We start from the raw sequence: 15,853 nt of genomic DNA on the forward strand, positions 1-15,853 counted from the left end.
GCGGTAGCCGAGAACCCTGCGCCACCGTCGAGTTCCCTCATCGACTATCGAAAGGCTCCACCCATGCGCTCGATCAGCGTTGCTGTCGCTTACTACTCCGGCTACGGCCACACCCGCGAGCTCGCCAAGGCCGTGTACGACGGAATCGAATCGGTGCCCGGGGCACGGGCCGACCTGGTCGACATCGCCGAAATGACCGACGCCGGCTGGGCGATTCTCGATGCCGCGGACGCGATCGTCTTCGGAACGCCGACCTACATGGGATCGGCATCCGGTGCGTTCCACGCCTTCGCCGAAGCGACCTCCGGGCGCTGGATGGCCCAGCGATGGCAGGACAAGCTCGCGTCCGGCTTCACCAACTCCGGATCGATGAGCGGCGACAAGCTGCACACGCTGCAGTATCTGGCGCTGCTGGCCGCCCAGCACGGTATGCACTGGGTCAGCCTGGGCCTGCTGCCCGGCTGGAACACGACCACCGGCAGTGAGCACGACGACAACCGGCTCGGCTTCTACCTCGGCGCGGGCGCGCAAACCTGGAACGACCAGGGGCCGGAGGCCGTTCACGCCGCCGACCTCACCACCGCGCGCCACCTCGGCGCCCGGGTCGCCACCCAAGCCCTGCGCTACCGGCAGCCGGCCGCGGCGTAACGCTGCGCCGGGAGGCCGTCTCGGCTACGGGCAATGCGCAACGGGCGGCCGGGGTTTGAATGCGACCGGTCGGCGGGGCTATTCAGGCGGGCGGTGATGGCGGGGGTGGTTCAGGCGGGCGGCGGCTGGGTGCGGTCGAGACGGCGTTCGAGAGTGCTGAGGTGCTTTTGGGCTTGGTGGAGGGCTTCGCGGGTCGAGCGTTCGGTGGCGGCGGTGAAGCGGTGGCGGTGTTCGGCTTCGGTCAGTTCGGTGCGTAGGGCTTGGATGCGGTCGTTGAGGGCGGTGAGGTCGGCGACTGCGGTGTTGTGGGCGGATTCGGCGGAAGTCACTGCGGCGCGGGCGGATTCGAGTTCGGCGCGCAATTGGTCGAGCTGGCGCCGCAGCTTGGCCTTGGCGGCGGACTTCTCGGCAGCTGTGGAGTCGGCGCGCGTGCGCGTCTGCGCCGCCGATTTCTCGGCGCGGTCCTCGGCGGGTTCGGCGGTCGTCGAGCGCGTTGCGGAGCTGCGGTTGTCAGGAACCGCCGTCAGCGCGGCGGGACCGAATCCTTCGTAAGTGGCTGCGGCGGTGAGGATTCCGCTGCGGAGCGCCTCGGCGACGGACTGGTCCGCCAAGGCGGCCTGCAGAGTGGCGCCGATATCGCGTTGGACGGGTTCGGTCAGCCGCTGGCCTCGATCCGCGGCCAGCTCCGCGGTCTTGCGAGTGACGGCATTGACCACTTTTTGCCGCTCAGTGGTGAGCGCGCGTAGCTGGTCGGCCGACAGGCGGCGCTGCGCATCGCGGAGGGCGTCGCCGACCTCCAGGAGTGCGCGGACATCCTCGCCGGCCTCACGCGAGAGCAGATTCAGAGCCCACGCGGCGACGGTTGGCCGCTTCAATTTGCCGATGGCAGCGGCCAGGGTCTTGTCCCCGGCGTCGCGGGCCTGCCGCGCCCGCTCGGTGCGGGCGGTCACGAACTCTGCGGGCGGGAGCCCATAGAGTTCGGACCTGACCTGGTCGAGCGTCATATCGCCCTAGCCTACGGGCCCGCCTGCCACCCGCCCGGTAGGAGACCCTGGTCAAAATCGGACACAGTCCTGACGGCAGATGACGCCTGAACCCATCGTGAAATCGAGAACTGCACGCTGGAAGCGCGACTCCGAGCTTGGCTGTGCTGTAAAAATGAACGAATGCGCTACGTGGGCCGGGTCCCCGGCCCGCCGCTGAATCGGTTCGTCGACGACATCTACTGTCTGTCCGGAGTGCCGCGCCATCGCCGTGTGCTCGTTCCTCCGATGCCTTCGGCTCATCTGTTCATCAACCTCGGCGACCCGGTCCGGCTGTCGGTGCCCGACCCCGCGGTGCCCGCCGCGGTCTTGGTCGACGCGTGGTTCACGGGTTTGTGGACCGAGCGTTTCCTGCTGGAATACCCGGCGCGCGTGCGGCTGGTCGGGGTGCATTTCAAACCCTGGGGACTCTCGGCGTTCACCGATATCCCGGCGGACGAGTTGCGGGATCGCTATGTGCCGGCCGACGTGGTGTGGCAACGCGCGCTGGCGCGTATCCGCGATCGGCTCGGTGAGATCGTCTCTCCGGCCGAGGCACTCGACCTCGTCGAGCAGGAGTTGCGATCACGCCTCGCGGAAAAGCCTTCGCACACTTTGAATTTGGTAGCGCAAGTGGGAACCAGGCTGGAGCGGTCTCACGGTGCGATCCCGGTCGCCGCACTCAGCGACGCCGCCGGAGTCAGCGGCAATCACCTGGCCGCGCAGTTCAAGACCCATGTTGGCGTCACGCCCAAACGTGTGGCCCGCATCTACCGCTTCGCCCGCCTGATCCTGTCCGTCGATGCGCGAGTACCCGTCGACTGGGCCGAATTCGCCCATACCGCAGGATATTTCGATCAGGCGCACGCGAGCAGGGAGTTCAAGGACTTCACCGGCCACACGCCCACCGACTATCTGGCGCTGCGGCGCAGACATCCCGCCCAGGACCGATTCCCGCCGGATGCCGGACCCATGCCCGCCGAGTGATTTTTTACAAGCGTCCACCCCCGGTGGTGACACAGAATCGGAATCGACTGCCCGAGCGATCCAAGGAGACTCTGTGAGCACGGTGATCATGCACAACGTGGTGTCGGTGGACGGCTTCATCGCCGACAAGAACGACGACGTCGGCCCGCTGCACGACTGGTACTTCCACGGCGACACCCCGATCACCGAACCCGCCGGCGATCAGGACTTCGACCATTCCGGCGCCGGAACCGGCTTCAAGGTCTCCCGCGCCTCCGCGACCTACGTTCGCGACACCTGGGCGTCGATCGGGACGATCATCATGGGCCGCACCCTGTTCGACCTAGTCAACGGCTGGGAAGGCCAGTCCCCCGCCGGAGACCACGTGGTCGTCGTCTCCCACCGCCCCAAGCCACCGGGCTGGCACCCCGAAGCCTCCTACCACTTCGTCACCGACATCCACACCGCGATCGCCACCGCCCGCGACCTCGCCGGCGACCGCACCATCGCCGTCAACGCCGGCCAAGTCGGCGGCCAAATCCTCGCCGCCGGCCTCGTCGACGAGGTCGCGATGGACGTAGTCCCCGTCATCTTCGGCTCCGGCAAACGCTTCTTCGGCGACATCGACACCCAACACCTCCTCGAAGACCCCCACGTCGTCATCCAAGGCGAGCGCGTCCTCCACCTGAAATACAAAGTCAGAAAATGAATTCCATCGCCTGAACCACTGAATGGCACATCACCGAGGGGATTTGTCCGAGTTTGCCGCGGTGGTGTGCCACTCGGTGGACTCGGGGCGGGTGGGGGTGAGGATGGTGCGGGTGTAGGGGGTGGGGTGGGTGGCGGCGTGGGTGATTGCTTCGTTGACTTGGGGGAGGGGGAAGAGGGTGGGGCGGTCGAGGGCTAGGTCGAGGAGGTGGGAGGAGGCTAGGCGGATGAGGACCGGGTTGGCGGTGCGGGGGGCCAGCCATTGGCCTCGGAGGGTGATGGAGTTGCGCATGAGCCAGGGGTAGGGCAGGGGGAGATCGGGGCCGCCGAGCATGCCGATGCCGCCCATGAGGATTACCCGGCCTTGTTCGCGGACGGTCATGGCGGCGGCGCGGGCGGCGGAAGCGGGGGCGTGGGGTGGGAGGAGGTCGAGGACCAGGTCGATGGGGGTGGGGGCGGCGGCGGTCATGGCGGATCGGTCGGTGGCTTCGTCGCCGGTGAGTTCCACCGGGGTCACTCTCGCGCCGAAACGGGTGGCGAGGAGGTCGAGGACGGCGCGGTTGCGGCCGGGTGTCACCACGTGGCCGGCGCCCATGGCGAGGGCGACGGCTACCGCGCTGCTGCCGAAATTGCCGGTGGCACCGCTGATCAGGACGGTTTCGCCGGCTGCGAGGGCGCCTGCCAGGAGGCCGCCGTAGGGGACGGCGTAGATGGACAGGGCCGCCCATTGAACGGGATCGGCTTCCGCGGGTAGGGGATACACGTTTTCGGTGGGGACTCGCATGAGTTCGGCGAAGGAGCCGTCGTGCAGGTAGCGGGCCAGCTGTGCGCCGCCCTCACCACGAGAACTCCAGCCCTGCATGGCGATATCGGGGGTCAGGGCGTCGTCGCGGGCCCGCACCGTCGCGTCACACCAAACCAGATCGCCGACGCGCAGCTTGGTGGCGTCGGGGCCGATGCGCACGATTCGGCCGACGCCGCCGACGCCGGGCACGACGGGCGGCTCGAGCGGATAATGGCGCGCGCCGCTGAAAACCTCGGCCGTGTACGGCAGTACGCAGGTCGCCAGCACTTGGACGAGCACCTCGCCGCCACCGGGCTCCGGGTCGGGCACCTCGTGCACCGTGAGGGGCGAACCGAACTCGGTCAATGTCGCTGCGAGCATGGCGTTCCTTTCTGTTCGTCTCCTTCACGCTAGGTACGCCGCGGGCATGCGGGAAGCGAAGATCGAGCACATCTGGTATGCGTGGTCAGCATGGACGTGTCGAGCGCGAATCTTCGGGTGCTGTGCCAGATCGCGGAATCGGGCAGCTTCTCCGCGGCCGCCGAACGGCTGGGCTACACGCAGTCGGCGGTCTCGCGGCAGGCGGCGGCGCTGGAACGCGGCGCGGGCGCCACCCTCTTCGAACGGCGACCCGACGGCGTGCGGCTCACCCGCCCCGGATTGACGCTATTGCGTTACGCCAGAACGATTCTGGAGTCCGTCGACGCCGCCGAACGCGACCTCGGCGGCGAGACGCCCCGCACGCAGGTGGTGCGGCTGGGGTTGTTCCAGAGCGCCGGACCGGTGATCCTGCCCGTCGCGCTGGCTCGGCTCGCCGCGACCGCGCCGCGGATCACGGTCACCACCCGTGAAGCGACCACACCCGGCTTGACCCGTGCGTTGCGCACCGGCTCGATCGATCTGGCCGTGCTGTCGTCGCGTCCGCCGCACCGTCCACCGGACGGGGATTCGCCACGCCTGCGCACCACCACGATCCAGGACACCGAACTGCTCGTAGCGGCCTCGGCCACCGGCACTTTCGCCGGCCGCACCGCGGTGCACATCGACGAACTGGTCGACGCGCCCTGGATCGCGACCGCGTCCACGAACGCGGAGCCGCTGCTCGGTGTCTGGCCGGGCTTGCCGGGCCGAGCGCGCATCGTGCACAGCGCCCGCGACTGGATGACGAAACTGCATCTGGTCGCCGGCGGTTTCGGTGTGACCACGGTGCCGGAAAGCATGTCACCGGTCTTCCCGCCCGGAGTGATCGGTGTACGCGTCCAGGGCGCGCCCCCGGAAATCCGCCGCATCCTGGTGGCCCGGCTCCCCGGCGCAACCACACCCGCGATCACGGCGGTCACCGAGGCGATCGCCTCCCTAGTCGGCCGGTGACCCGACAGTGGTTCGCCGCGATCGGGTGCGGCGCGTCAGCAAGGTGTCCGCGGCGAACGCGCCGGGGCCGAGGACGGCGATGAGGAAGAACGACCAGCAGAACAGGGCTGCCGGTTCGCCGCCGTTGACGATCGGCAGAATTCCGTGTTTCAGGTGGACGGTGAGGAACGCGTAGGCCATCGCACCCGAGCACAGCAGAGCGGCGAGACGGGTGCCCAGGCCCAGGGCCACCGCCGCGCCCGCGACGAGTTCGATGACGCCCGCCCACCAGTGCGGCCAGGCGAAGACGGCGGGCAGCGGGCCGTAGGCGTGCACGGGTTTGCCGAACAGCTCGGCACAGCCGTGCAGGGCGAACGAAACCCCGATGAGAATCCGGAACAGGCCCAGCACGATCGCGGCGAAGGCAGCGGTCTCGGCGCGGGGTCGTGTCTGCGTGGTGAGCAGGTGCATGGCACATCTCCCGGTGCGGGATCTGAGGTGAGCGGGCTTCTCACCTGGACTGATACCACGACGCAGCCGCGCGGAAGGTTCAGGCCGCCGGGCTATTTGAGCGGCAGCGCGCCATCCATGCCGCCGACGTCGGTGACCTTCCAGTCACTGCCGCGGTCCACGGTGACGTTGTAGGTGACCGTCGTCTGCGCGCCGTCCGGATTCTGGGCGTTGGTGGAGGTGACGTTCACGAAGACGTCCACCTTGTAGACGCCGCCGGATTCGGAGACCACCTTGGCGGTGATCGGCGCGGCCGTGGAGGTCCACTTCAACGGTGTCAGAATGTCCTGCAGTTTCGGGGCCGAGGAATCGAACTTGTTGGCCAGCGCCGGGACGGTATTGGCTTTGAGACGGCCCACCCAGGACGTGAAGTCCGCGAAGTTCACGGTGGACGCGCCGACCGCGTAATCGGTGGCCACCTGTTCGGCGTGCCGGTCGTCGCCGGCGCGGGCGTCCCGATGGGAGAGGTCGCGGCGGGCCGCGATCAGAAAGCCCGCGAGCGTCACCGCCGCGATCGCGAGGACGGCGACGGCCACCGTCCAGCCGAGCGACCACACCGACAGCGAGATGGTGCGGCCCCCGGACCGGGTGGGCTTCGCGGCGGCGGGCTCCGGCGCGGCAGCGGTGTCGGTCTCCGATTCCATTGCGACTCCTAGGGTTTCGACGACTACTTCACGGTGATCTGCAAGCGCAGGGTCCCGTCCGGGCTGGTGGCGTGCAGAGCCTGCGTGATGAGCGCGCCGAGATCGAGCCGGCTCGCCGCCGCGGTGCCCGCGGTGGCCAGCGGCTGGAACAGCGGAATGAACGGCGCGACAGCGGGTCCCAGCTCGTGCAGGCGCACGGTCAGCTGCTCGAGCAGCGGCACCAGCCCGATGGTGTCCGGCGTGTCGACGAGATAGTCGGCGGGCACGTCGCCGACCCGGATCACCCGGGCGATGGCCTCGGCCACATCCGAGACCCGGGGCCCGAACTCCGCCCACGGCCCGGCCGCGTCCGTCAAAGCCGTTCCCGCCCACGACATGTCGGTGGCATGGTCCTGCAGCGCGGTCAGCAACCGGCGAATGACGTCGGTGCGGCTCATGAGGGTGGCGGCCAGCAGATCGGTGGCATGCGAGAGCTGCGGCACCAGCTGCTCGGTGCCGGCCAGGGCGCGGGTGAAGGTGTCGACGATGGCGGCCAAGGCGGCCGGATCCACCTGCCGCAGCAGCGCGGTCACCGTCTTGGCGACCTCCGGAATCGACAGCGGTGTGCTGATCTTGTCGGCCCGCACCGTCTGCCCGTCGCGCAGATACGGCCCGTCGCCACTGGTGGGGCGGAAGTCCAGGTACGGCTCGCCGAGCGCGGACAGCTCCTCGATGCGGGCCGGACTCGACACTGGGATAAGGGTTTTCGCGTCCACCTGGAACTCGACGCGCACGCCCGCCCCGACATGCCGCACAGTCGTCACCCGGCCCACCTCCATGCCGGAGAGCAGCACCTTCGACCGCGGCAGCAGCCCACCGGACTCCGGCACCGACAGCGTGACGTGAATCTCGCGGCGAAACCAGTCCACCCCGGCGACCCCGAACCCCAGATAGAGACTGCCCGCGACCAGAATCACGAGGATGCTTCCGAGGGAGACAAGGGAATTGCGCTTCACCGCACCACCCCGATCATGCGCAGCGCCCGAGCGATAGCATCCACCTGCGGGTCACCGGCCAGCGGCGCGCCTTCGATGCTCACGCCGGTGATGTTCACCTTCGGCCCTTGCTCGACGAACGGAATCACCTTGTCGCGCACCAGCGCGACGAACCGGTTGAGATTCGACGGCGCGCTCAGATCCAGCGGATCGGTCCCGAACAGCATGGGCACGAACGCCTTCGCGGCCGCGTCCCCCGCGGTCAGCAGCGGCCCCAGCCACCGGATGGCCTGCGCGATGATGCTGAGATTGCCGACCACGCCCAGGGTTTGAATCAGCGAGTTCGCGTCGGCCGGGATCTCCACCGAGCCGCGCGGGCTCAGCAGCTCGCCGAGCTGGCGCGGATTGTCCAGCACCGAGGCGAGATCGGCCTGAACGGCGTCGAGGAAACGGTCGACGGTGTCGAGATTGCCGCTGACGTCCTCGATATCGCGGCCCAGGGTGTCGAAGATGCGCGCGGTGTCGGCGGTCTGCTCGGGCAGCACCGCATTGGACTGGTCGATGATCTGCTGCACCTGGTGCAGCGCACCGCCCCCGATGAACTGCGACAGCCCCGCCAGCAGATCCTCCACCTGCAGCGGGGCCTTGGTCCGCGACAGCGGGATGGTGCCGCCCGGCGCGATGGTGTGATCGAAACCCGTTGTGGGCGTGGTCAAGCCGATGAAGATATCGCCGAGGATCGTGTTCTGCCGCAGTTGCGCGGTGGTGGTGGCGGGCAGCCGCACCGACTCCGAGATCGACACCACGGCCTCGACCCGGCCCGGCCCGGCGGGCGAGGGATCCACCACCCGCACCGACCGCAGACTGCCGATCTTGGCGCCATTGGCGACGACCTTCGCCTGCGTGGGCAGATTGAGGGCATTGGCGAATTCGATGGTGATCGAATAGGTGGGCCCGGACACGCCCGCCCCGGGCATGGGCGCCTCGGCCGGGTCGAGGGCACAGCCGGACACGGAGACGGCCAGTCCGAGGGCGAGCGCCGCGCACCGGCCGCGGGCGGTCGTGGTCATCGCGCACCCGCCAATCCGAGTACCAAGGGCACGAGATTCACGGTGGCCAACCCGTCCGCCGAGCGGCACTGCCCCGGCCGCGCGGCATCCACCGCGGCGCACACCTGATCGGCCAGTCCCGGCGGCAGCCCGACTTTCGGTGCGGCATAGGTGATCCGAACCCGGCCGGTGTCGGGATCGACTACCTGACCGAAGGCGTCGGCCAGCGCCGGGATCATGTCGATGATCTTCTTCAGCGTGCCGATATTGGCCGCCAGTAGTTTCAGGTACGGGATGATCTCGTCGAGCCCGTCCAGAATCTCCCGCCCGTACTTGTGCGAAATATTGTTGAACATGGGGAAATCCACCAGCAGTCCGTTCAGCAGCTGCACGGCGCTGGCCCACACCTCGTTGACCAGGGTCAGCCCCGGCGCGAAGTCGGTGACGGTGTGCTTGATATCGGCCCAGTTGATCGACACGCTCGCGGCCAGCGAGGCGAACGCGTCGATCAGATCACCCAGATGCCCGATGGCGGCGTCCGGCTGCCGCAAGGCCGTGCCCAGATCCTTGATCAGCTGGTTGAGTTGCGGACCGGTATCGCTCGTCGCCCGCTCGAACGCCGACACCGCATCCCGTACCCGGCTGCTCTCGGCCGGATCGCCGGAGCCGCCCAGCTGATCGGCCAGTCCGGTGAAGGCCCGCAATGTCTCGGTGATGCTCTTGGGCGTGAAAGTCTTGGCGATGCAGCGCGATCGGATCCAGTCGACGCGAGAGCTGTTGTCGCCCAGCACTTCCAGGTCTCGATCGGCCAGCAGGGTGTCGGAGACGGTGGTGGCCATGACGTCACCGTGCAGCGGATGACCCGCCTCGAGCGTGAAATCGACCCGCACTCGCGCCCCTTCGGCGTGCAGCGAGCGCACCGTGCCCACCGGAATCCCGAGCATGGTGACGTGATTGCCCGGATAGAGGCCGACGGCGTCGGGCATGATCGCGCAGTAGCCGTAGGTCTTCTTCAATGGATCGAACGCGATCAGATACGCGACCACCGCGATCAGCACCGCCACCGTCACCCCCACGGCGGTGACGAAACCCTGCGACCCCAGTACCCGTTTCACGTCTCAACACCCCCTGCCGGGCACCGGGACGCAGATCGTCACCGCGGATTGGTCGACCACGATCCCGCTCTCGGGCGTGACATCCTGCTTCAACCGCAATTGCAGCCCGGTCAGCGCCAGCACCAGCGTGTCCAGCCGCGCACCCAGATCCTTCAACTGCGGCAGGGCCTCCAGCAGTTTGTCGACCAGCGGTTCGAGTTGCGTGCGCCAGGTCGGTTCGAGCCCGGCGATGCGCGCCAGCAGCTCACCGGCCACCCGCAACGCCTCCTTGATGGCGGCCGCCTGGTCGAGGCCCTCGGTCTCGAGCAGCCCGACCTTGCGCACGAAAACACCCAGCAGCGACTTGTTCTGGTCGACGGCGGTCAGGAATTCGTCGGTCACGGTGAGCGCGCGCGAGACCTCCGCGTTCTGGCGGTCGAGAATGCCGATGAAGGTCTGGGTCGCATTGCCGATGCGGCGCAGCGCGTCCGGGCTGCCGTTCAGCGAATCCTGCAGGGCGGCCAGATTCTTGCGCAGGGTATCGCCGTCGACCTGCGCGATCGGGGTGGCGGCGTCCTGCAAGGTGCGAATGAGACTGTAGGGCAGGCGAACCCGGTCGGCCGGGATCACCGATTTCCGCAGCGGTTGGTCGCCGGCCGGGAACGCCGCCACATAGTGGCCGCCCACCACCGTCAACATCCGTACTTCCAGACTGGTCTGGTCGCCGAGGGTGACATTGTCGCTGACGGTGAAGGTCATCCGGACCCGATCCGGCAGCAGCGTCAGCGATTTCACGTTCCCGACGTGCACTCCGGCGATCCGCACCTCGTCTCCGACCTGCACCGACCGCCCCTCGGTCAGTTCCGCGGTATAGGTGGCCTTGCCGATCGGCAGCGCGTAGAGCACGCCCACCGCGATCAACACCACCACCAGCACGGCCGCGCCGTACAGGCCGAAACGCAGCTCCCGGTCGCCCCGGGATCTCAGCCATTGCATATCGAAATCCTCTGCCCGGCAACGAGAATCGACAGCGGGGCGGGCACCTGCGCGGCGCCCTTGGAACACGACAGTTCCAGCTGTCCCGGTGGCACATCCGCCGGCGGCAGCAGATTGCTCAGCGACTGCAGCAGCCCGGGCAGCTTGCCCAGCAGATCCAGGGCCGCCTGCGGATCGGGGAACAGCAGCCGCACATCGCGATCCAGGCTGGGATTCTCGAACACGGTAAGCCCCAGAATGGTCATGATGTCGTTGAGCGGGGCCAGCGTCGAGGGCGTCACGGCGGCCAATTGCAGCAGCCCGTCCACCTTGTCCTGGAAGACGGTGAACACATCGGCCAGCCCGTGCAGCAGCGTGATCAGATACGGGGACTTGCCGCCGATCTGATTCGAGATCGACCGCAGATTCGACACGATGGCGCTGAGCACGGTCTGCCGGTCGGTGACATAGCGGCTCAGCTGCTCGAAGGCGTCCAGCGCGGGCCCGATCCCATTGCCGTCCCCCTGCACGACCGCGAGCACGCTCTCGGCGAACTTGTTGAGCGCACCGGGGGAGAACTCCTGCAGCACCGGCTGCAAACCGTTGAACAGCTGGGTGATGTCGAACGACGGCACCGTCCAGTCGGCGCCGATGGTGGTGCCCGGCGACAGCCGCGCACCCGGCGAATCCGGTTGCCGCACATCGATATACCGCTGCCCGGTCAGCGACTGGTAGCGGATGGCGAGCACGCTGTCGGCGTAGATCGGGTGCTGCGACTGCACGCTGAACCCCACCCGCGCCTGAGTGCCGCGCAATTCGATGCCGGTGACCTTGCCGACCTGCACCCCGTACATGCGCACGTCGTCACCGGATTTGAGCCCGCTGGCATCGCTGAAATCCGCGCTGTAGCCGTCGGTTCGGCCGTTCACCGGCCGGGTGATGGCGGTGATCACCACCGCCAGCAGCACGCCCATGACCGCGGCGAACACGCCCAGCCGGATCAGCAGTCCCCGCAGTGTCGGTCGCTTCATCGTCCCGCTCCAGGTGTGGTGAGCGCGGCGAACGCCTGCTGTCCCAGCAGCGGTATCGCCAACCCGGGTACGCCGCGCAGCGTGACCGCGACATCGATCGCCGGTCCTTCGGGTCCGGGGGCGAACATGCGGTCCAGCCGGTCGATCAGGTCGGTCAGATTCGCCTGCGCCGCAGCCGGATCCGGGACCGTCGCCGCCACCGCCGACAGCAGCGGCGTCAGCATGTCGGCGGCCGGGCCGAAATATTTCCCCAGCGCGTCGGCCAGCGCGCCGACGGCGGGGAAGGTCTGGTTGGCGATCATATTGACCGAGGCGTCGTATTTGGGCCGGTCGTTGACGAAGACCTCGATGTTCATGATCGAGTCGAACAGCTTGAACGTCGCCGAACTGAAGTCGCCCAGCCCGTGCAGGAACGACCCGTACTGGTCGATCAGGAACGACGAGGCGTAGCGCTGGGTGTCGGACACCGTGCGCGCCAAGGTGACCACCGCCCGCAGGATCGGCGCGAAAGCCCGGAGATCCGAACTGAATTGGGTCAGCAGGGCGGTGAGTTTCGGGGTGAGCACCTGGGTGGCGGTGTCGGTGAGGCTGCGCAACAGCGCACCCATGGTGACGTCGTCGACGCGCCCGCCCAGCTCGATGACCATGCCCGGCCGCAGCGGGGTGCCGCCGGTCCCGGGATGCACGGTGACCGCGCTGATGCCGAAGAGGTTCTCCGGCGCGTAATCCACGCTCAACGCGTCGGTCAGCCCGGCGGTCTGGGATCGATCCAGCTCCACGCTCAGCAGCTGCCGCCCCTGATCCACCGGCTCCACCGCGGTGATGCGGCCGACCGCGACCCCGTCGAGGCGCACCGTGGTTCCGGGCCCGATGCCGTCACCGATCTGGCTGGTGCGCAACTGGATTCGCAAACGAGCGCTGTCGGGCGTATGCGAGTAGGCGTACCACGCCACCGCCAGCACCGCGACCAGCACGACCGCCAGCACGCTCAGCAGCCGCGCGCCGGTGCGGCTCACCCTCACTCCGGGAATCGCATAGTTCGGCACGGCCTCACCCCGGGAATTCGATCGAGGAGTTGATGCCCCACAGCAGCAGCGTCAACACCATGTCCAGGGCGATGACGGCCACGAAACTGGCCCGCACCGCCCGCCCGGACGCGATGCCCACGCCCTCCGGTCCGCCGCTGGCGAAGAAGCCGTAATAGCAGTGGATGAGAATGACCACGACACCGAACACCAGGATTTTCACCGCCGCCGCGAAAATGTCGTAGCCGCTGGCGAATTGGGCGAAATAGTGGTTGTAGATGCCGCCGGCCTGACCGTGCAGCAGCACCACCACCGTCGAGCACGACAGATACGACAGGATCAGCGCGATCAGAAACGTCGGCACGATCGCGACCGCCCCGGCCAGGATGCGGGTGGTCACCACGAACGGCACCGAACGCAGCCCGAAGGATTCGATGGCATCGATCTCCTCGGCAATGCGCATCGCCCCGATCTCGGCGGTCATGCGGCAGCCGGCCTGCGCGGCGAAACCGATGGCGGCCGCGATCGGCGCCAGCTCACGGGTATTCGCGAACGCCGACACCACCCCGGTCGCCGAGCCCAGCCCGATCAGATCCAGCGCCGCGAACGCCTGAATGCCGACGCCCGCGCCGATCGCCAGCCCCAGCACCACCAGCATCGGCACCGTGCCGCCGCCGACGATCAACGAGCCACGGCCCCAGGTCATATCGGTGATGGTGCGCAGCGTCTGGCCGCGATATCGGCGCAGCGTCAAGGGAATTCCCGCCAGCGCCTGCCAGGCGAAACCCAGCATGAACCCGGCGGTCTCCATCAGGCCACCCGCATCGGCAGGAACATGGTCACCACCTGGGTGATCACCAGATTGGTGACGATGATCGCGGCCACCGACAACACCACCGCCGCGTTCACCCCGTCGGCCACCCCGCGCGGTCCGCCGCGCGCCTCCAGCCCACGCTGGCAGGCGACGATCACCACCAGGAACCCGAACAACAGGGCCTTGCCCAACGAGATCCACACATCGTCGAGCACCGTGAACGCGCCGAAGGTGGCCCAGTAACTGCCCGGGGTCACGTTCTGCGCGGCGATCGCCACGAAATATCCGGCGACCACGCCGACGAAGATGATGAGAATGTTCAGCAGCGGCGCGACGATCAGCATGGCGGCCACGCGCGGAATCACCAGGCGGCGAACGGGATCGATGCCCATGGTGCGCAGGGCGTCGATCTCCTCGCGCACGGTGCGCGCCCCCAGATCCGAGGCGATGGCCGAGGCCCCGGCGCCGCCGAGCAGCAGCCCGGTGGCGATGGGTGCTCCTTGCTGGATGACGCCGAGTCCGCCGGCGGCGCCGATGAGCGAGTCCGCGCCGAGCTGGTGGATGAGGTTGCCCACCTGTACCGAGACGACGACTCCGAACGGGACCGCCATCAGGATGGCGGGCAGTGCGGTGACGGTGATGAGATACCAAGCCTGATACAGCATTTCGCGCCACTGGAACTTTCCGGCGAGCACGTCGGCGGCCCCGCCGCGCACCGATTCGATGCCGAGCAGCACCGTGCGGCCGAAGGTGCGCAGACTCCCCAGCGTCACGTCCGTGACGTTCTGCCGCACGATCCGTGCGGCAGAAGGTGTTTCCGAGCGCGACCGCGGAGCTGGAACAGGTTTCATCAATACCTCCTCCCTATCGCGCACCCCCACAGTCACGATCCCACTTCGCCCGCGGCCGTACGCGAAAACGCTCAGCTGTGGCGCTTTCTGTACGTTCGGGCGCGGGGCGGCGCCCGACGCCCGGGCACGATCGACAGCATGATGGTGGGATGCCGGAAGAGGTGAGCGCATGCGCGCGTTAGTGGGTCTGCTCGTCGTGCTCGCGATCGCGCTGGTCGTCGGCGACCGGGTGACGGTCGTGATGGCGCAGCACGAGATCGCGCGTCGGATCGCGAACGAATACCGGCTGCCGCAGCAGCCCAGCGTCGCCATCGGCGGCTTTCCGTTCCTGACCCAGGCCCTCGACGGCCGCTACCGCGACATCGATATCCGGGTGGGGGACTGGAGCGACAAGAATTTGTCGGTCCACGACCTCGACGTCACCCTGACCGAGGTCGCCGCGCCGCTGAACGATGTGCTCGCCGGCCGCACCGCGAACCTCGTCGCCGCCACGGCCACCGCCACCGCGCTGGTGCCCTACGACACCGTGAAAGCCTATGCGCCGCAGGGCGTGGACTCGATCGCGCAGGGACCCGACGGCCTGTCGGTGACCGGAACCTTCCAGATACAGGGCATTTCGGTCCCGGCCACGGTCGGGGTCAGCGTCGCCCCCACCCCCGACGGCATCGAGGTGACGCCCGTCTCGGTGCAGCCGGCCGGCGGCGGCCCGACCATTCCGCTGGCCTTGGTCAGCCAGGCGCTGGCTTTCACCGTTCCACTGCAACAACTCCCGCTCGGCGCGCAACTGACCGGCATCCAGCCCGGCGGCGACGGTCTGCGCGTCACCGCCACCGCCCACCACGTGCGATTCGACGATATGGCCGGGCAAATCCCGCGATGACGCGGCGGTAGCCGTCAATTCCCCGGGCGTGCCCGGCACATGACCGTTCGCGGCCGATGTGACATGCTGGACGGCGAGTACGGGTAGTTGATGTGATCGCTCGGCTCGCAACAAGAAAGCAAAACAAAAAGTATGTCGCAAGGCAGTGTGAAGTGGTTCGACGGCGAGAAGGGCTTTGGATTCATCGCCCAGGACGGCGGCGGTCCCGACCTTTTCGTGCATTACTCCGAGATTTCCGGCTCCGGCTTCAAGTCCCTCGAAGAGGGCCAGCGGGTCGAGTTCGAGATCGGTGAGGGCCGCAAGGGCCCGCAGGCGCAGAGCGTTCGCGCCATCTAGCAGTCCGCGAATCGAAACCCGCGCCGCAGAGCGCGGGTTTCGTGCGTTCGGGGACGCCTCGGCCGTTGCCTGCGCCACACTCCCGGGGCGGCGCCGGGTGCCCGCCTGCGAGCGGGTGCATTACTCGGTAGGCTGATCAACTGGCAGGGCGAATGAGGTCGCTTTCGGCGGGGAACAGTTTGGTCGATCCTG

18 protein-coding genes are annotated in these 15,853 nt (G+C 68.1%); 6 read left to right on the top strand and 12 right to left on the bottom strand.

What is annotated here, in order from left to right:
• The first annotated feature begins 63 nt into the window (after positions 1-63).
• On the top strand, positions 64-648 hold the full coding sequence (locus D7D52_RS14160) for a flavodoxin family protein (protein ID WP_120736738.1): 585 nt from the start codon (positions 64-66) through the stop codon (positions 646-648).
• 110 nt (positions 649-758) lie between these two features.
• Here D7D52_RS14160 and D7D52_RS14165 read toward each other — a convergent pair whose 3' ends face one another.
• Positions 759-1,652 carry a coiled-coil domain-containing protein gene (locus D7D52_RS14165; protein ID WP_120736739.1) on the bottom strand — a complete coding sequence of 298 codons (894 nt, stop codon included), beginning with the start codon at positions 1,650-1,652 and terminating at the stop codon, positions 759-761.
• 162 nt (positions 1,653-1,814) lie between these two features.
• Here D7D52_RS14165 and D7D52_RS14170 point away from each other — a divergent pair, with 162 nt between their 5' ends.
• Both D7D52_RS14170 and D7D52_RS14175 read left to right on the top strand, forming a co-directional pair.
• A complete protein-coding gene (locus D7D52_RS14170) occupies positions 1,815-2,657 on the top strand; it encodes a helix-turn-helix domain-containing protein (RefSeq protein ID WP_120736740.1) in 843 nt (280 codons plus the stop codon).
• Positions 2,658-2,730: 73 nt separating this feature from the next.
• Positions 2,731-3,345: a dihydrofolate reductase family protein gene (locus D7D52_RS14175; RefSeq protein ID WP_120736741.1), complete on the top strand. Its 615-nt coding sequence runs from the start codon at positions 2,731-2,733 to the stop codon at positions 3,343-3,345.
• Positions 3,346-3,375: 30 nt separating this feature from the next.
• Here the strand turns inward: D7D52_RS14175 and D7D52_RS39870 are convergent, their stop codons facing one another.
• Complete coding sequence (locus tag D7D52_RS39870) at positions 3,376-4,509, bottom strand: alcohol dehydrogenase catalytic domain-containing protein (protein WP_187703151.1); 1,134 nt, start codon at positions 4,507-4,509, stop codon at positions 3,376-3,378.
• 90 nt (positions 4,510-4,599) lie between these two features.
• On the opposite strand from D7D52_RS39870, the gene D7D52_RS14185 reads away from it, so the two are divergent.
• On the top strand, positions 4,600-5,499 hold the full coding sequence (locus D7D52_RS14185) for a LysR family transcriptional regulator (protein WP_162958311.1): 900 nt from the start codon (positions 4,600-4,602) through the stop codon (positions 5,497-5,499).
• Here the strand turns inward: D7D52_RS14185 and D7D52_RS14190 are convergent.
• The 10 genes from D7D52_RS14190 to D7D52_RS14235 all read right to left on the bottom strand — a co-directional run bounded on the left by D7D52_RS14190 (position 5,485) and on the right by D7D52_RS14235 (position 14,445).
• Positions 5,485-5,949: a DoxX family protein gene (locus D7D52_RS14190; protein WP_120736743.1), complete on the bottom strand. Its 465-nt coding sequence runs from the start codon at positions 5,947-5,949 to the stop codon at positions 5,485-5,487. The genes D7D52_RS14185 and D7D52_RS14190 overlap by 15 nt on opposite strands.
• Before the next feature lie 92 nt (positions 5,950-6,041).
• Positions 6,042-6,632: a hypothetical protein gene (locus D7D52_RS14195; protein WP_246023860.1), complete on the bottom strand. Its 591-nt coding sequence runs from the start codon at positions 6,630-6,632 to the stop codon at positions 6,042-6,044.
• Between the two features lie 23 nt (positions 6,633-6,655).
• On the bottom strand, positions 6,656-7,627 hold the full coding sequence (locus tag D7D52_RS14200; protein WP_120736744.1) for an MlaD family protein: 972 nt from the start codon (positions 7,625-7,627) through the stop codon (positions 6,656-6,658).
• On the bottom strand, positions 7,624-8,676 hold the full coding sequence (locus D7D52_RS14205; RefSeq protein ID WP_120736745.1) for an MlaD family protein: 1,053 nt from the start codon (positions 8,674-8,676) through the stop codon (positions 7,624-7,626). The genes D7D52_RS14200 and D7D52_RS14205 overlap by 4 nt, the downstream gene beginning before the upstream one ends.
• A complete protein-coding gene (locus D7D52_RS14210) occupies positions 8,673-9,770 on the bottom strand; it encodes an MlaD family protein (RefSeq protein WP_120736746.1) in 1,098 nt (365 codons plus the stop codon). Before D7D52_RS14210 ends, D7D52_RS14205 begins: the two co-directional genes overlap by 4 nt.
• A 3-nt stretch (positions 9,771-9,773) precedes the next feature.
• The gene (locus D7D52_RS14215; RefSeq protein WP_120736747.1) at positions 9,774-10,745 is read right to left on the bottom strand and encodes an MlaD family protein; all 972 of its coding nucleotides are present in this window, start codon (positions 10,743-10,745) and stop codon (positions 9,774-9,776) included.
• The gene (locus D7D52_RS14220; RefSeq protein ID WP_120736748.1) at positions 10,733-11,755 is read right to left on the bottom strand and encodes an MlaD family protein; all 1,023 of its coding nucleotides are present in this window, start codon (positions 11,753-11,755) and stop codon (positions 10,733-10,735) included. The genes D7D52_RS14215 and D7D52_RS14220 overlap by 13 nt, the downstream gene beginning before the upstream one ends.
• Positions 11,752-12,771, bottom strand: a complete 1,020-nt coding sequence (locus D7D52_RS14225; protein ID WP_162958312.1) for an MlaD family protein — start codon at positions 12,769-12,771, stop codon at positions 11,752-11,754. Before D7D52_RS14225 ends, D7D52_RS14220 begins: the two co-directional genes overlap by 4 nt.
• 34 nt (positions 12,772-12,805) lie before the next feature.
• Positions 12,806-13,591 (bottom strand): ABC transporter permease, encoded by a 786-nt coding sequence (locus D7D52_RS14230; protein WP_120736750.1) that lies wholly within the window; start codon positions 13,589-13,591, stop codon positions 12,806-12,808.
• A complete protein-coding gene (locus tag D7D52_RS14235) occupies positions 13,591-14,445 on the bottom strand; it encodes an MlaE family ABC transporter permease (protein WP_120736757.1) in 855 nt (284 codons plus the stop codon). The genes D7D52_RS14230 and D7D52_RS14235 overlap by 1 nt, the downstream gene beginning before the upstream one ends.
• A gap of 169 nt (positions 14,446-14,614) precedes the next feature.
• Here D7D52_RS14235 and D7D52_RS14240 point away from each other — a divergent pair, with 169 nt between their 5' ends.
• Positions 14,615-15,325, top strand: coding sequence for an LmeA family phospholipid-binding protein (locus D7D52_RS14240; RefSeq protein ID WP_120736759.1), 711 nt, complete (start codon positions 14,615-14,617; stop codon positions 15,323-15,325).
• A 132-nt stretch (positions 15,326-15,457) separates the two neighbouring features.
• On the top strand, positions 15,458-15,661 hold the full coding sequence (locus D7D52_RS14245; protein WP_120736761.1) for a cold-shock protein: 204 nt from the start codon (positions 15,458-15,460) through the stop codon (positions 15,659-15,661).
• The last annotated feature ends 192 nt before the right edge of the window (positions 15,662-15,853 follow it).

The organism is Nocardia yunnanensis, from assembly GCF_003626895.1.
Lineage (GTDB): Bacteria > Actinomycetota > Actinomycetes > Mycobacteriales > Mycobacteriaceae > Nocardia > Nocardia yunnanensis.

What these genes read in the sequence shown, in the direction of transcription:
- D7D52_RS14160 (WP_120736738.1), top strand. Translation starts at nt 64, where the DNA reads ATGCGCTCGATCAGCGTTGCTGTCGCTTACTACTCCGGCTACGGCCAC.
- D7D52_RS14165 (WP_120736739.1), bottom strand. Translation starts at nt 1,652, where the DNA reads ATGACGCTCGACCAGGTCAGGTCCGAACTCTATGGGCTCCCGCCCGCA.
- D7D52_RS14170 (WP_120736740.1), top strand. Translation starts at nt 1,815, where the DNA reads ATGCGCTACGTGGGCCGGGTCCCCGGCCCGCCGCTGAATCGGTTCGTC.
- D7D52_RS39870 (WP_187703151.1), bottom strand. Translation starts at nt 4,509, where the DNA reads ATGCTCGCAGCGACATTGACCGAGTTCGGTTCGCCCCTCACGGTGCAC.
- D7D52_RS14185 (WP_162958311.1), top strand. Translation starts at nt 4,600, where the DNA reads ATGGACGTGTCGAGCGCGAATCTTCGGGTGCTGTGCCAGATCGCGGAA.
- D7D52_RS14190 (WP_120736743.1), bottom strand. Translation starts at nt 5,949, where the DNA reads ATGCACCTGCTCACCACGCAGACACGACCCCGCGCCGAGACCGCTGCC.
- D7D52_RS14195 (WP_246023860.1), bottom strand. Translation starts at nt 6,632, where the DNA reads ATGGAATCGGAGACCGACACCGCTGCCGCGCCGGAGCCCGCCGCCGCG.
- D7D52_RS14205 (WP_120736745.1), bottom strand. Translation starts at nt 8,676, where the DNA reads ATGACCACGACCGCCCGCGGCCGGTGCGCGGCGCTCGCCCTCGGACTG.
- D7D52_RS14215 (WP_120736747.1), bottom strand. Translation starts at nt 10,745, where the DNA reads ATGCAATGGCTGAGATCCCGGGGCGACCGGGAGCTGCGTTTCGGCCTG.
- D7D52_RS14220 (WP_120736748.1), bottom strand. Translation starts at nt 11,755, where the DNA reads ATGAAGCGACCGACACTGCGGGGACTGCTGATCCGGCTGGGCGTGTTC.
- D7D52_RS14230 (WP_120736750.1), bottom strand. Translation starts at nt 13,591, where the DNA reads ATGGAGACCGCCGGGTTCATGCTGGGTTTCGCCTGGCAGGCGCTGGCG.
- D7D52_RS14235 (WP_120736757.1), bottom strand. Translation starts at nt 14,445, where the DNA reads ATGAAACCTGTTCCAGCTCCGCGGTCGCGCTCGGAAACACCTTCTGCC.
- D7D52_RS14240 (WP_120736759.1), top strand. Translation starts at nt 14,615, where the DNA reads ATGCGCGCGTTAGTGGGTCTGCTCGTCGTGCTCGCGATCGCGCTGGTC.
- D7D52_RS14245 (WP_120736761.1), top strand. Translation starts at nt 15,458, where the DNA reads ATGTCGCAAGGCAGTGTGAAGTGGTTCGACGGCGAGAAGGGCTTTGGA.